The following is a 14,459-nucleotide window of genomic DNA, read 5'->3' on the forward strand; positions in this document are numbered from 1 at the left end:
GATAACGCTTTTTTATGTTTGGCGAGATTTTACTGATGAATTCAATCAGAAAAAATCATCCCGCTGTTAGTGGAGCGGGATGACTATTTTAGAGGTAGACTATATTATTGAGTACAGAGCAAACTCTGTTTGTTTAGTTATGAACGGACTGTTCTTAACTTTATGAGATTGTTCTTCAAACCAATCCGGTTTAATGTTATTGACTTTAGCAACACCTCTCAGCCAGTCCAGCTCCGGAGTAGGTGCTGAAGTATCAGAAAAAGAAAGTTTAAGCGCATCAATAAGAAATGATTCAGCGATTTTAGGATCGGAAAATTTTATGGGGTCTTCTTTTATATATTTATTCGCAAGCAGGTTCTGAATTACTTCATCATAAAAATCTTTTGCGAATCCCAGCCTGTCAGAAATCCCCTTAATAATATTTTTTTCTTCTTCAGTTAATTGATTGTCCTTGCGTGCGGTAATTAAAAGTCCCTTTAGATAATTACTCCTGTCGAAAACAGGTATGTCCATCAGTAACTCCTTTTATAATGATTCAAAGCTAAATAAAAATCGTGACCAGTTAAATTCAATTCAAAGTCTGTTTACTTTAATCAGAATTTTTTTACTTCACTGAATTAGACGCTCAAATATAAACATAGTTTAATTTAAGTTGGTGTAAAAAGTGATGACCGGTTAACTCCTTTAGCCTGTTTAAAATTAATTTTCGAGAGCTATAACATAATCGAAAAAGTTTTGTGACATTTAAGTCTTTCAATTAACTTTTAACCACTGAATAAAAAAATATCGGAATGTTATGAAGAATTTCGTCCTAATTATTTTACAAATGGCAACTGTTGCCGGAATACTAGCTGCACAAAATAAAATTGAAGCTAACTGGATAACCAGGTTTGAAAACTCCGGTTATGTCTCCACGTCAGGTTATAATGAAACGATGAAATATTTTCAGCAGCTTGATGATAACTCAGACTATGCAAAGTTATTTTCGTTTGGAACATCACCGCAGGCAAGAGATCTGAAATTTTTTGCGATCACAAAACAAAAAGAATTTGATCCGGCGGCATTTAAATCATCAGGTAAGCCGACTTTATTAATTATCAACGGAATTCATTCAGGTGAAATTGAGGGTAAAGATGCTTCAATGCTTTTGCTCAGAGAAATTCTCATCACAAAAGAAAAAGAAAATCTTCTTGATAAACTTAACATTATTGTAATCCCTATTTTTTCAGTTGATGCTCACGAAAGAATAAGTAAGTACAACAGGATAAATCAAAACGGACCTGAAGAAATGGGATGGAGAACCACATCTCAAAATTATAATCTTAACCGCGACTGGCTAAAAGCAGATGCACTTGAAATGCAGTATATGCTTCAGCTAATTTCCAAATGGCTGCCTGATTTTATTGTTGATACACACACAACCGACGGCGCGGATTATCAATACACCATCACGTATGCTGTTGAACATTTTGCGAATATTTATTCCGGCACAGCAAAATTTCTGGATAATAAATTTGTTCCCTTTCTAACGAAGGAAGTTGAACAAAATGATTATCTGATTTTTCCTTATGTGGCTTTTAAAGATTGGTCAAAAGGTTTTGAGTCGGGTGTTTCTGATTACGCGGCGACACCGAGATTCTCAACCGGTTATGCTGCAATTCAGAACAGACCAGCTTTGCTTGTTGAAACTCACATGATGAAACCATATAAGGATAGGGTATTCTCTACAAAAGTAGTTCTCGAAACAGTAATGAGATTCATGAACGACAATGCTGATGAACTCATCAACCTCAACAAAGAAGCTGATGTTCAGTCAATAGAAAATTTCAGCAAGGAGAAAAAATATTTTCCTGTTGCTTTAAAATCGACGGATAAATTTTCGGAGAGACCATTTAAAGGATTTAAGTTCTATACTGATTCTTCATCAATCTCCGGCGGATCAAAATTAGTTTACACAAACGAGAAACAAACTTTTAACATCAGGTTCTATAATGATGTTGTCTCTTCTGATTCTGTGCAGCTTCCGTCTGCATACTTAATTCCTAAAGAATTTAGTTACTTAGTTGACAGGTTAAAACTTCATGGTGTTGAAGCAGAAACTTTGACTGAAAATAAAACTATGGAAGTTACACGCTACAGGTTTAAGAATATAAAATTATCTTCAGCTTCAAATGAAGGAAGACAAAGAGTTGGGTTTGACTATGATACCTTTTCTGAAAAAGTAAACGTTCCGGCAGGAACTTACATCATCAGAACAGACCAGAGAACATTAAGAGTAATTGCCCACGCGCTTGAACCAAGGTCAGATGACTCATTTGTTAAATGGGGATTTATGAATTCCATCTTTGAACAGAAGGAATATTTTGAAAGTTACGTTATGGAAAAAGTGGCTGAGCAAATGTTGAAAGATGATCCTCAACTGAAAAAAGAATTTGAAAAGTTGCTCAACGAAAATGAAGAGTTCAGAAGAAATCCGCGTGAACGATTAAACTTTTTTTATAAACTTTCACCGTACTGGGATAAGCAGTTGAACCTGTACCCGGTTATGCGGATTGAGTAAATAATTCGTGCTTTGTATAATATTTAGTGGTGTCCTAATTTCACTATTATATTCAAATTGCCAATCTGTCATTCTGAATTTATTTCAGAACCTTCTTAGTTTAATAGATCCCGAAACAAGTGCGGGATGACAAAATGTGAAATTAGGACACTACCAATCTTTTACTTCCTTTGAGATTGCGCAAACATTTTTCTAAGTTGCGATAAACATTATTGACAAATACAAATGAACATTCATCCGACAGCAGTAATTGAATCAACAGTAAAACTAGGCAGCAATGTAGAAGTTGGTGCACACGCGGTAATCAAGGGCGATGTTGAGATTGGGGATAACAGCATCATCAAGGATAACTCAACTATCTACGGACCATTGAAGATGGGCACAGGCAACATCATTCATCCGGGAGTTGTATTGGGAAATGTTAGCCAGGATTTAAAATACAAAGGTGAAGCTTCGCAGGTGATAATCGGTGATAACAATTCAATTCGTGAATGTGTCACCATTCACCAGGGAACAAGTTCAAATAAAGGAAAAACGATTGTCGGAAATAACAATCTGCTGATGGCTTACACACACGTTGCTCATGATTGCGCTCTCGGCAGTAATATTATCATAGCAAACGGAACACAGCTTGCCGGACATGTTCACATAGATGATTTTGCTTACATAGGCGGACTTGTTGGCGTTCACCAGTTTACGACTATCGGGAAAAACTGTTTAATAGGATTTATGAGCCGGATAAATAAAGATGTTCCACCGTTTGTAACTGTTGAAGGAAATCCTTCAAAAGAAAGATTCATTAATGTGATTGGGCTGAAAAGAAAAAATTATTCCCCTGATGAAATTTTACTTTTGAAAAAGGCTTTCAATATTTTATTCCTCAGCGGTAAAACGTTGAAAGAAAAACAATCATTGTTAAGCACTGAAGAATTTAAAAATGATATTCACGTAAAAGAATTGTTGGATTCAGTGCTGGCAAGTGCGCGTGGAAAAAACGGCAGGGCATTAGAAGCTTTTAGATAAAATTCTCTCTTTAAATAAAGTTAATTATTACGTTGACAATCGTTCAGGATTGATTTAAAATTCTGATAGAATTTTGGCTGTGGCTGAAATGAAAATCAGAAAACACATCCTGCATTCATTCCCTCACCGATTAAATCGCATCCGCAGAACAGTACCAAATTCAAATCTTACTAAAGACATAATTCCTAACTCAAAACTATTAATTCATAACTATCACTGGGGTTTGCTATGAAAACATTTAAGACTTTCATTCTCGTCATTCCTCTTCTGATACTATTACCGGATTTAAACATTGCCCAGGATATCAAAATCCACGAATTGATCGGCAAAAAGAAATCCGAGCTTGTAAAAAAATACGGGAATCCTGTTCACCAGGATAACAGCAACCCGAATATCATTTGTATGTTCTTTAAATCTAAATCTGCAAGTATAATTTTTGTGTCTGACAAAGATGGTGTCTTTCAGGCGGAAGCTACAGCATCGTATGATTCAGAATCATCGGCAAGAAAACAAATTGATAATTTTATTTCTTCGTCGATGGAAAAAGAATACAGTGTTGATACGGTTACAACATCTGATTTCAGGCTTCATAAACATGGTGTAAAAGTTGAACTGCAGATTGCTGAGAATAAATTGTCAAAGCAATATGATATAAAAGTTAAAGCGAACAGAACTGAAGAGTAGATAATTTATTCTGATAAACAGTTTTGACTGATTTATATTGCGCCCGAAATATTTCTAACAAAATAAAAAAATTATGAACTCTGAAGAATTTATTTATCTGTGGAAATTTTCCGTTCTCGCCGGGAAACAGAATGAATTTGAAAAACTTTACGGTGCTGATGGGGAATGGGTAGAACTTTTCAAAAAGCATCCGGGATATATTTCAACACAACTTTTGAAGAGCACGGAGTCGGAATTCACCTATGTAACAATTGATCGCTGGAAGTCCAAAGAAGATATGGAGGATTTTAAGTTAAAGTTTAAAAATGAATTTGAGGCATTAGACAAAAAAGGAGAATTATTAACTGATAACGAAAAATTTATTGGTGATTTTATTATAGTTGGGTGAAAAGTTTCTCCTTATCTTGATACACGAAATAAAAATACTTTGGGGGTTTCACAATATGAACTTGAAAAATCGATTCTCTGCTTCATCGCTTGGAATATTTCTTACCATTTTTTCTTCATTCAATTTTTGTCAAACAGATATAACCAAAGATTTCCCACAGGACAGAACATACTCAAGATTCAGATTTGCAACCGGACTATCAATTTTATATGAAGATATAGAATTCGAATCAGGATTATCATTTAATCCATCATTTTTATTTGCATTTAGGCATAGCTTGTTAAACCTGTCTAGCAATCCGGTTGATGCAGACTTTGCGTTTGAAACAGGCGTTAAAATTTTAATCGTAGATCACAACAAATCGTCAGCAATAGCTCTCCCGTTCATAAAAGCAAACCCTGATATCTATCTAGTAGAAAATTTTTTTATGGGAATCAGCACGGGATTAATGTTCTCATTTTATTCGGGTGAATCGAATTTCTTTTGGCCTTTCGCCGGTATGAATTTTTTGATTCTGTCTAAGCTAAATGAAAATATATTTTTTGAGTTTGAATTCGGGACGGACATAATCGCAATTCCTGATGGTGATGGTCTTTTAATGTTATATTTCAATATTGGTTTTGGGTTCAAATAGAAATTGAGTTAATTAAATTTGTAAGTATCATCAAAACTATTTAAGAGGGATTTATGCATAGAGATCTCCCAACCTATGAAGAACTGTTAAAAATATTTTCTTCCGAAAAACTTAAACCGCTAAGGATAATTACGCTTGCATTATGCCTTGGGGTTCTTGCCTTTTTTGTTGTCATTATGATTCTGTATTACACTCAATATGGATCAGGGGCGGACAACAGCAGCACGGAAATGTTGGAAATTCTTTTGATGGTTGTAATGGTTGCAACAGTCACACTCTTAGCAATATTGTTTTTAGCCGGAGATAGAATTTTTGCCGGGATGGTTAAAGTTAGAAAATTCACTGCAGCCGATATTTCAAATCCTGAATCCAGGTCAATATTAAGTCTGATAACTACTTTTACAATTATAAGACTTGCCATGTTTGAAGGTGTGTCTTTTTTTGGATTAATAACTTTATTGCTTAGTGTGCTTGGAGGTGTATTAGATACAAAACCGGTTTTCTGGCTTTCAATTCTTCCAATATTATTTATGTTTTTTTATGCGTTTATAATTTTCCCGACCAGTGAAAGAGTCGCACAACTTGTGCAGGATAAAATCTATCCGTTAATAGAAGAATAAAATTAAGATTGAGAGTTCCTTACTAAATTAAAGTATATTTTAACCGATGATATAATGAATAAGTGTTTTTGTTTTAAATGAGTAAATAATGGAATCAATAAAAGAGATATTCAGAATAGGTTACGGTCCATCAAGCAGCCATACAATGGGTCCGCGTAAAGCTGCGGAGATATTCAAATCAAAATTTTCTGATGCAAAATATTTTGAAGCGACTTTGTACGGCAGTCTTGCTGCAACGGGAAAAGGACATCAAACGGATAAAGCAATAACCGAAGCGCTTGCCCCGGCAGAAGTAATTATCAACTGGAAACCTGAAACATTTCTTCCGCTTCATCCCAACGGATTATTAATAGAAGCTTTTGATACGGATAAAAAGAAAATTAGTGAATGGACAGTTTACAGTGTCGGCGGCGGAAAAATAACAGACTTTACTTCAGACGAATCTGAAAATAAAGTCTATGAATTATCGACAATGAAAGAATTAATTTCATGGACAAAAAAGACGGGAAGAGGTTTCTGGGAGTATGTCGAAGAATGTGAAGGCAAAGAGATCTATTCCTATCTTGCTGAAGTATGGGATACAATGCTCGATTCAATTAAACGCGGCATAGATACAGAAGGAATATTGCCGGGAGGTTTAGCTTTGAGCAGAAAGGCATCCGCATATTATGTTAAAGCAAAAAATTTCAGCGGTTCATTGAAAAGTAAAACGCTTACGTTTTCTTACGCACTCGCGGTCGCTGAAGAAAATGCTGCGGGAGGAAAAATAGTCACAGCTCCGACGTGCGGTTCATCGGGTGTAGTTCCAGCACTGTTAAAATATTTGCGCGATAGTTTTGATTTTTCTGATCAAAAAATATTACGCGCACTTGCAACTGCAGGACTTGTTGGCAACATAGTAAAAGAGAACGCTTCAATTTCAGGCGCAAAAGTTGGATGCCAGGGAGAAATAGGAACAGCCTGCGCAATGGCTGCTGCAGCCGCTGCACAGCTTCTCGGCGGCACTCCTTCTCAAATTGAATACGCCGCCGAAATGGGAATTGAACATCATCTCGGTTTAACATGTGATCCGATTAACGGACTTGTGCAGGTGCCTTGTATTGAACGAAATGCATTCGCTGCAGAGCGTGCATTAAACACTGCAACGTTTGCATTGTTATCTGACGGACGGCATTTGGTTTCATTTGATAAAATTGTAAAGACGATGAATCAGACTGGTCATGACCTTCCACATATTTATAAAGAGACCTCTGAAGGCGGAATGGCTTTGCTGGATATTTAAATATTTTTCATTTCTAAAATTATTGAATTATAAATGGTCACACTCAATTCAGACTCTCAAAAAGTTTTTAATGAACTTGTAGATAAACTTTCCAAAGGTTTTTCCGATTTGCCAGATGCAACATTATCATTTGATGATCCGGGAAAAATTTTAAGTGTGCTGAATACCGTTTCTGAAAAACTTCACGACAATTATCCATACTTCCATCCGTTATATGCAGGACAAATGCTTAAACCTCCGCATCCTGTTGCACGAATGGCTTATTCACTTGCGATGTTCATTAATCCAAATAATCATGCACTCGATGGCGGAAGAGCAAGTTCGCAAATGGAAAAAGAAGCAGTGCAGGAAATTGCTTCAATGTTCGGATGGAAAAATTATCTTGGACACCTTACTGGCGGTGGTACAATGGCGAACCTTGAAGCATTGTGGGTCGCGGGTCAAATAAATCCCGGCAAAAAAATACTTGCGTCAGAACAAGCGCATTATACACATAACAGAATAAGTAAAGTCCTTCACTTAGATTTTGAATCAGTTGAATGTGATGGTACGGGAAGAATGAATATTAATTCTCTTGAGAAAAAATTATCCGAAGGTAATGTAGGGGCTGTGGTAGTTACAATGGGAACCACAGCTACAGGTTCGATTGATCCGTTAAAAGAAATTCTTGAATTAAAAAAGAAATATAACTTCAGAATTCATGCAGACGCGGCATACGGCGGTTATTTTGTTTTGAGTGATATTCTATCCGAAGAGACAAAAAGAAATTATGAATTAATAACTGAAGTCGATTCAATCGTAATTGATCCTCACAAACACGGCTTGCAGCCTTACGGATGCGGGTGTGTGTTATTCAATGATCCTTCTGTTGGGAAATTTTATAAACACGATTCGCCTTATACATATTTCAGTTCTGAAGAATTACACCTTGGTGAAATCAGTCTTGAATGTTCTCGTCCCGGCGCCAGCGCTGTGGCTTTGTGGGCTACACAAAAACTTTTTCCTCTTATAAGGGAGGGTGAGTTTTCATCAATGCTTGATAAATGCCGAAATGCAGCTTTGAAATTATATTCTCTTTTAAAGAATGATGAAAAGTTCGTCACAGCATTTGAACCAGAACTTGATATTGTGATATGGATTCCTAAAACTAATTCACTAAGTGAATCATCAATATTTTCTAAAAAGATCTTTGATGAGGCTGCAAAAAAAAATCTCCATCTTGCATTAGCTGAATTACCTTCAAAGTTTTTTGATTTAGAACCGGCGGGAATGAAAAAAGATAAAGAAACTGTAACCTGTCTTCGTTCTGTTCTTATGAAGCCGGAACATTTGGAATGGGTCGATGAGATTTACAGGATACTTTGTAATTCCTTAAAGTGAATTTATCGAATACATTTTTACTGTCACACTGAGTGCAGTCGAAGTGTGAGAGTATGGATTTTTCCTTCACTGAACTTCTTACTCTTTCTCTTATTCATAATCTTTTCCCCTGTGACTTAACACAAAAAAAATTGTAAATTATTGTCAAATAATTTTAGCGTTACAAATAACTTCCATCGAAACATTCAGAGGGAGAAAATATGGATTACAGAATTGAAACAGATAGTATGGGTTCTATAAAAGTTCCCGCAGATAAATATTACGGCGCACAAACTGCACGTTCATTAATGAATTTTAAAATCGGAGGCGAAACTTTTCCACGGGAATTAATACGCGCATTCGGTACGTTAAAAAAAGCTGCCGCATTAGTGAACAAAGAACTCGGCATTCTTACTTCAGATAAAGCTGAATTAATCGTGCAAGCTGCTGATGAAGTTATTGAAGGAAAACTTGATGAACATTTCCCGCTTGTAGTGTGGCAGACAGGAAGCGGTACGCAAACCAACATGAATGTGAATGAAGTTATATCCAACCGTGCAATTGAAATCGCAGGCGGAGTAATGGGAAGTAAAAAACCTATTCATCCGAATGATGATGTTAATAAAGCTCAATCGTCAAATGATACTTTTCCAACCGCAATGCACATCGCTGCAGTCGAAGAAATTTACAGAAGACTTATTCCAATGGTTACAAAACTTCGTGATGCTCTTGAAGAAAAATCTATTCTCTACAAAAACATTATTAAGATTGGCAGAACACATTTAATGGACGCCACTCCATTAACACTTGGACAGGAGTTTTCCGGTTATGTTCAGCAATTAACAAATGGACTGGAAAGAATAGATGCATGCCTTCCAAGATTATGTGAACTTGCACTTGGCGGAACCGCTGTTGGAACCGGATTAAATACTCATCCGTTGTTTGCGATAAAATCCGCGGAAAAAATTTCAATGCTGACAGGCAAACCATTTACCTCGGGAAGAAATAAGTTTGAAGGACTTGCAACTCACGACGCACTTGTTGAAACGAGCGGAGTTTTAAAAACACTTGCTGCATCACTAATGAAAATTGCAAATGACATTCGCTGGCTTGGTTCAGGACCGAGATGCGGTCTTGGTGAACTTCATCTTCCTGAAAATGAACCGGGTTCATCCATCATGCCAGGAAAAGTAAATCCAACTCAATCCGAAGCAATGACAATGGTTTGCGCACAAGTAATGGGTAATGATGTTGCAGTTAACTTCGGCGGAGCGATGGGAAATTTTGAGTTAAATGTTTTTAAGCCTGTAATAATTTTTAATGTGCTTCAGTCAATAAGACTAGTTGCAGATGCATGTGAAAGCTTCACAGATAATTGCGTAGTTGGTATTGAAGCAAATGAAATCAATATCAAAAAGCATCTTGATAATTCGCTTATGCTTGTCACAGCTTTGAACCCTCACATTGGTTATGACAACGCCGCAAAGGTTGCAAAGAAAGCTCATAAAGAAAATAAAACATTGAAAGAAGCCGCTGTTGAACTTGGTTTATTAACAGCAGAAAAATTTGATGAAGTAGTTAAACCGGAAAAGATGATTGGACCTGCAAAGTAAGGAAATATAAAGGGGCAACAGAAAAATTAGTATTGTCATTTCGACCGAAGGGAGAAATCTAACCTACAAAGTTTAAGAGATTTCTCCTCGCTTGAGGGGTGAGTCATCGAAATGACAAAATAATTATTTAATCAAAATTAAAATTGATAAGCGATAAATGCCAAACCCGAAATATATCAGAAGGAACCTTTCGAAGTGTTAGTCATGCCCGGGGCCTATAAATGGTGCTCGTGCGGGCTTTCAAACACTCAGCCGTTTTGTGATGATTCACATTTCGGTACTGAGTTTGAACCAATTCACGTCAAGTTCGATAAAGAAGAAGTTGTTTATTTCTGCGGATGCAAACATTCAGGCAACAAACCATTCTGCGATGACACACATAAAACTTTGTAATCATTTTCCTCCGTGTAACTCCGTTCCGCCGCGGCGGATTCAGTGGCTCTCCGTGAAATTATTAGAGAGAAGAGAAAAGTTACACGGAGAACCACAGAGTAATCACAGAGAACCACGGAGATTTTATAAACATGGATAACTGGAACGGAATCGGTTCACTCTTTATTGCAAGTATGGAGTTGATACTCATCATCAACCTGCTTGTGTTTGCTGATAAAAATCATCTCAACAAAAAAGCAATGCTGCTTATAACATTGCTGATGATTTACCAGTCGCTTGAATTTCTTATGTGCAGGATGGGACTTGCATCATCATTCACTGCATATCTTGCATTTGTTGATATAACATTTCTTCCGCCGCTGAGTTTATTGTTAACCTTGAGATTTTTTAATTACAATTCATATAAACTTAGATGGGTATTTATGCCGGCAATTTTATTTGTGATTTATTATTCAATCGTAATCCCTGAGTTTGAAGTTACGGCATGTACAGTGCTTTATGCTGCATACAATTATCCGCTCGGTGATCTTTATGGATTTTTTTACTATGTGCCGATATTAATTTCATTCATACTTCTTTTAATGAAAATGAAAAAGGAATCGGGTAAAAGAAAAATTCTTAATTATCTTTTGATAACAGGACATACTGCGATTACACTCCCGGTTGTAGTTGGATTTGTGCTGATGTTTTCAGGCGTACCTGACCTTGTTAACATAATGGAAAGTGTGATGTGCAAGTTTGCATTTTTATTTGCTCTTGCGTTAAGTATTTTTTGTTTAGTTAACAGCGAAAAGAAAAATGTTAGAAGTAATCCTTAATATATATCTCATAATTAACGATGGTGATGTGGTTGAGTTCCGCGCTTTTGCTTATGAAAGAGAAGGCGGCGACGACAACAAAATTAAATATTTAAAAAGCAGGGTAGTTGAAGATTACCCGAACGCATATCACTTTGACGCTCCATCCGATAAAGATGGAAAGTATATGAGCTATAATAAATTTTCAAAACTGGAAAAACGCGGAAGACAATTTGAACTGTTCGAAGAAATATTTCAGAAGTTCAAAGTGCCGCAGAATCCATTGATATGTGTAACGCCGGTTGTTGACGGGGAGATTTATCACAATGAAGACAAATAAATATTCTGTATAGATGTCACCCTGAATTCATTTCAGGGTCTTAATATTAATGAAAGATGCTGAAACAAGGTTAGCATGACTGGTTCAAATTTATATGCGAGAATTTAAATACAAATCATGATTTGAAAATCCTTTGTCAGGCTGAGCTTGTTGAAGCCTGACGACACAATTACGAAATGCAAACAAATATGAAAATAAGTAAATCAACATCTATAGTAATTCTAATAGTTTTTATTTCAACCATTCTTAAAGGAAGTCAATTGTATATAAGCGACAAATCCCAGCAAAAAGTTTATACACAAAAACAGAAAAAATTTCTTCAACATATAAATGAGCTTGATAAATATTACTCCGACAAAAAACTCGGTTCATTTGTTGAAGAAGGAAAAACATACTTCCGGTTGTTCGCGCCATCTGCAAAACAGGTTTATCTTGTAACCTTCAGTAAGGTTGAAGATAAAACCGGGAGTGAATACGAAATGAACAAAGATGAAAACGGTGTCTGGGAAATTTCTCTCGATGGTGAGCTATACGGCTTGTACTACGGCTTTAAAGTAAAACACAATAATAAAACTCAGAATGATGATGTACTTTGTCTTGATCCTTATGCAAAAGCGGTTGCAACATTCAACACTTATATGAATCCTCGCAAAGCCATCGTTGTTAAAGACGGTGATTATAATTGGGAAGGGGATGAATGGATTCAACGTGACTGGAGAGATGTTATAACTTATGAAATGCACGTCCGTGATATGACAGAACATCTTTCTTCCGGAGTTGATGAACGCGGCACATACAAAGGTTTAACAGAGAAAGGAAAAACTGGCGGAATCGATTACATAAAAAATCTTGGCGTTAATACAGTTGAACTTTTACCCGCGCAGGAATTTGGGAATATGGAAATTCCATTTAAAGATTCTAGCAACGGAAAATATAACACTTGGAATCCTTATGAAAGAAATCACTGGGGATATATGACTGCGGCATTCTTTGCGCCTGAATCTTATTATTCAGAAAACACCCGCCACCTCAAAAAGAATGAATGGAGCGGTACTGACCCAAAAGCGATAAATGATTTTAAGGATATGGTGAAATCATTTCACAAAGAGGGAATCGCTGTTGTTATGGATGTCGTTTACAATCACATATCCGAATATGAACTAGGCAACTTAAAAGAAATCGATAAAGAATATTACTTCCGGCTTGATGCAAACGGTAACTACATTTCACAAAGCGGATGCGGTAATGATTTGAAAACCGAAAGACCTATGGTTCGCAGAATGATTGTCGAAAGTGTTTTATACTGGATGAAAGAATATCACATTGACGGCTTCCGGTTTGATCTTGGTAAACTTATCGACTGGGAAACAGTTGAAGAAATAATTTTCCGTGCTAAACAAATTAATCCATCAGTGATAATTGTATGCGAACCCTGGGGCGGTGGTTATGATCCGGCTGGATTTTCACTTCGAGGATGGGGAAGCTGGAATGATCAGATAAGGAACGGGGTGAAAGGTGAAAATCCCAATAACGGACTTGGTTGGATATTCGGTCACTGGTATGGAAACAATAATCCCAACAGAATCAAAAGTTATGTGAACGGAACATTAGTCAGGGATAGCTTGGGTTTGTTTCAGAAGAAAGAACACTCTGTAAATTATCTTGAATCACACGATGGTCTGACGCTTGGTGATTTTATAAGGATCGGAACTCACGAAATTCATCACGATAAAAAAATAAAAAATGTTGACGAACATGTTAAACTGTCAGCACACCAGTTAAAGCTGAATAAACTTGCTGCGTTGTTCCTGTTCACTTCGCAGGGAATGACAATGATACACTCCGGACAGGAATATGCGCGTAGTAAAGTTATACCGGAAGATAAGTCAGTAAAAGATACCTTGCAGTTAACGATTGACCACAACACCTACAACAAGGATAACGAAGTCAATTACATTAATTATAAACACGCAGAAATTAATTCTGAACTTGTTGATTATTATAAAGGATTGATCTCACTCCGCAATAAGTATGACGCATTCCGCAGGGCTGAGTTTGAAGAGGTTACTTTTTATGAAATACGTGATAATAACTTTGCGGTTGGTTATCACATTAAACATGCCGGTGAAGAGTTTATCGTACTGATGAATGCGAATCCGAAAAAGAAAGAAGAATTTCACCTGCCAAAAGGTGAGTGGAAAGTATTAGTGAATAAAGACAAAGCCGGAACTGAAGTTCTTTCTTCTGTAAAAGAAAAAATAATTGTTGATGCATCGACAGGAGTTGTTCTAAAAAAATAACTCTGTGACCTTTGCGAAATTTTCTTTGCGTCCTCTGCGGTTTCTGCCTTTCCTTCTTTAACCGCAGAGATCGCAGAGATCGCAGAGATCGCAGAGTGAAACTCAATCTGCTTTTCTTTTCGCAAAGTAACGCAGAGGGAAAATTAAGAGATTGTTACCTTGTTAGTTAAAAAATCTGGTTATAATTTTGACCATGAAATACAGCTTGATTTGATGAGAGTATTTGAAAGATGATAAATACTAATAAAACATTGAATGAGATAAACGAAGAAGCAATTTTCTTGCTTAGCAAAAAAATAGGACTGGCTAATACATTTCGTTTTTTGAATCAGTTTTCTAAGGGAACTAATAATTATACTGAAGACCGCAGAGAGTTTTATAAAAATAAATCTTTAAAACAGATTGTTACTGAAATTAAAAAATCCCAAAAGAAATCGCGGTAGTTCAATATAATTTTACGGGCACT

15 protein-coding genes are annotated in these 14,459 nt (G+C 36.3%); 14 read left to right on the plus strand and 1 reads right to left on the minus strand.

All coding sequences use genetic code 11. From position 1 onward, the window contains the following. Window positions 1–99: 99 nt before the first annotated feature. Window positions 100–513, minus strand: coding sequence for a hypothetical protein (locus tag IPM56_01740; protein ID QQS36705.1), 414 nt, complete (start codon window positions 511–513; stop codon window positions 100–102). 283 nt (window positions 514–796) lie between these two features. Between IPM56_01740 and IPM56_01745 the strand changes: the two genes are divergently transcribed. The 14 genes from IPM56_01745 to IPM56_01810 all read left to right on the plus strand — a co-directional run bounded on the left by IPM56_01745 (window position 797) and on the right by IPM56_01810 (window position 14,436). Further along, a complete protein-coding gene (locus IPM56_01745; GenBank protein ID QQS36706.1) occupies window positions 797–2,560 on the plus strand; it encodes a M14 family metallopeptidase in 1,764 nt (587 codons plus the stop codon). Between the two features lie 225 nt (window positions 2,561–2,785). Then, complete coding sequence (gene lpxA, locus IPM56_01750) at window positions 2,786–3,583, plus strand: acyl-ACP--UDP-N-acetylglucosamine O-acyltransferase (protein QQS36707.1); 798 nt, start codon at window positions 2,786–2,788, stop codon at window positions 3,581–3,583. Window positions 3,584–3,811: 228 nt separating this feature from the next. Then, the gene (locus IPM56_01755; GenBank protein ID QQS36708.1) at window positions 3,812–4,267 is read left to right on the plus strand and encodes a hypothetical protein; all 456 of its coding nucleotides are present in this window, start codon (window positions 3,812–3,814) and stop codon (window positions 4,265–4,267) included. A 73-nt stretch (window positions 4,268–4,340) separates the two neighbouring features. After that, window positions 4,341–4,655, plus strand: coding sequence for an antibiotic biosynthesis monooxygenase (locus IPM56_01760; protein QQS36709.1), 315 nt, complete (start codon window positions 4,341–4,343; stop codon window positions 4,653–4,655). Between the two features lie 55 nt (window positions 4,656–4,710). Then, on the plus strand, window positions 4,711–5,289 hold the full coding sequence (locus IPM56_01765) for a hypothetical protein (protein ID QQS36710.1): 579 nt from the start codon (window positions 4,711–4,713) through the stop codon (window positions 5,287–5,289). A gap of 53 nt (window positions 5,290–5,342) precedes the next feature. Further along, the gene (locus IPM56_01770) at window positions 5,343–5,909 is read left to right on the plus strand and encodes a hypothetical protein (protein QQS36711.1); all 567 of its coding nucleotides are present in this window, start codon (window positions 5,343–5,345) and stop codon (window positions 5,907–5,909) included. Window positions 5,910–5,997: 88 nt separating this feature from the next. Next, on the plus strand, window positions 5,998–7,191 hold the full coding sequence (locus IPM56_01775) for an L-serine ammonia-lyase (protein ID QQS36712.1): 1,194 nt from the start codon (window positions 5,998–6,000) through the stop codon (window positions 7,189–7,191). Between the two features lie 33 nt (window positions 7,192–7,224). Beyond that, window positions 7,225–8,571, plus strand: coding sequence for an aspartate aminotransferase family protein (locus tag IPM56_01780; protein ID QQS36713.1), 1,347 nt, complete (start codon window positions 7,225–7,227; stop codon window positions 8,569–8,571). A 200-nt stretch (window positions 8,572–8,771) separates the two neighbouring features. Beyond that, window positions 8,772–10,163 (plus strand): class II fumarate hydratase, encoded by a 1,392-nt coding sequence (fumC, locus tag IPM56_01785; protein QQS36714.1) that lies wholly within the window; start codon window positions 8,772–8,774, stop codon window positions 10,161–10,163. A gap of 204 nt (window positions 10,164–10,367) precedes the next feature. Next, the gene (locus tag IPM56_01790; protein QQS36715.1) at window positions 10,368–10,556 is read left to right on the plus strand and encodes a CDGSH iron-sulfur domain-containing protein; all 189 of its coding nucleotides are present in this window, start codon (window positions 10,368–10,370) and stop codon (window positions 10,554–10,556) included. 131 nt (window positions 10,557–10,687) lie between these two features. Continuing rightward, window positions 10,688–11,374, plus strand: a complete 687-nt coding sequence (locus IPM56_01795) for a hypothetical protein (GenBank protein QQS36716.1) — start codon at window positions 10,688–10,690, stop codon at window positions 11,372–11,374. Beyond that, the gene (locus IPM56_01800; GenBank protein QQS36717.1) at window positions 11,355–11,693 is read left to right on the plus strand and encodes a hypothetical protein; all 339 of its coding nucleotides are present in this window, start codon (window positions 11,355–11,357) and stop codon (window positions 11,691–11,693) included. Before IPM56_01795 ends, IPM56_01800 begins: the two co-directional genes overlap by 20 nt. Before the next feature lie 188 nt (window positions 11,694–11,881). Beyond that, window positions 11,882–13,993, plus strand: coding sequence for a pullulanase (locus tag IPM56_01805; GenBank protein ID QQS36718.1), 2,112 nt, complete (start codon window positions 11,882–11,884; stop codon window positions 13,991–13,993). Window positions 13,994–14,223: 230 nt separating this feature from the next. After that, on the plus strand, window positions 14,224–14,436 hold the full coding sequence (locus IPM56_01810; protein ID QQS36719.1) for a hypothetical protein: 213 nt from the start codon (window positions 14,224–14,226) through the stop codon (window positions 14,434–14,436). Window positions 14,437–14,459 lie beyond the last annotated feature (23 nt).

This window comes from Ignavibacteriales bacterium (assembly GCA_016700155.1).
GTDB lineage: Bacteria > Bacteroidota > Ignavibacteria > Ignavibacteriales > Ignavibacteriaceae.

What these genes read in the sequence shown, in the direction of transcription:
- IPM56_01745 (QQS36706.1), top strand. Translation starts at nt 797, where the DNA reads ATGAAGAATTTCGTCCTAATTATTTTACAAATGGCAACTGTTGCCGGA.
- lpxA (QQS36707.1), top strand. Translation starts at nt 2,786, where the DNA reads ATGAACATTCATCCGACAGCAGTAATTGAATCAACAGTAAAACTAGGC.
- IPM56_01795 (QQS36716.1), top strand. Translation starts at nt 10,688, where the DNA reads ATGGATAACTGGAACGGAATCGGTTCACTCTTTATTGCAAGTATGGAG.
- fumC (QQS36714.1), top strand. Translation starts at nt 8,772, where the DNA reads ATGGATTACAGAATTGAAACAGATAGTATGGGTTCTATAAAAGTTCCC.
- IPM56_01810 (QQS36719.1), top strand. Translation starts at nt 14,224, where the DNA reads ATGATAAATACTAATAAAACATTGAATGAGATAAACGAAGAAGCAATT.
- IPM56_01755 (QQS36708.1), top strand. Translation starts at nt 3,812, where the DNA reads ATGAAAACATTTAAGACTTTCATTCTCGTCATTCCTCTTCTGATACTA.
- IPM56_01800 (QQS36717.1), top strand. Translation starts at nt 11,355, where the DNA reads ATGTTAGAAGTAATCCTTAATATATATCTCATAATTAACGATGGTGAT.
- IPM56_01780 (QQS36713.1), top strand. Translation starts at nt 7,225, where the DNA reads ATGGTCACACTCAATTCAGACTCTCAAAAAGTTTTTAATGAACTTGTA.
- IPM56_01765 (QQS36710.1), top strand. Translation starts at nt 4,711, where the DNA reads ATGAACTTGAAAAATCGATTCTCTGCTTCATCGCTTGGAATATTTCTT.
- IPM56_01740 (QQS36705.1), bottom strand. Translation starts at nt 513, where the DNA reads ATGGACATACCTGTTTTCGACAGGAGTAATTATCTAAAGGGACTTTTA.
- IPM56_01775 (QQS36712.1), top strand. Translation starts at nt 5,998, where the DNA reads ATGGAATCAATAAAAGAGATATTCAGAATAGGTTACGGTCCATCAAGC.
- IPM56_01770 (QQS36711.1), top strand. Translation starts at nt 5,343, where the DNA reads ATGCATAGAGATCTCCCAACCTATGAAGAACTGTTAAAAATATTTTCT.
- IPM56_01805 (QQS36718.1), top strand. Translation starts at nt 11,882, where the DNA reads ATGAAAATAAGTAAATCAACATCTATAGTAATTCTAATAGTTTTTATT.
- IPM56_01760 (QQS36709.1), top strand. Translation starts at nt 4,341, where the DNA reads ATGAACTCTGAAGAATTTATTTATCTGTGGAAATTTTCCGTTCTCGCC.
- IPM56_01790 (QQS36715.1), top strand. Translation starts at nt 10,368, where the DNA reads ATGCCCGGGGCCTATAAATGGTGCTCGTGCGGGCTTTCAAACACTCAG.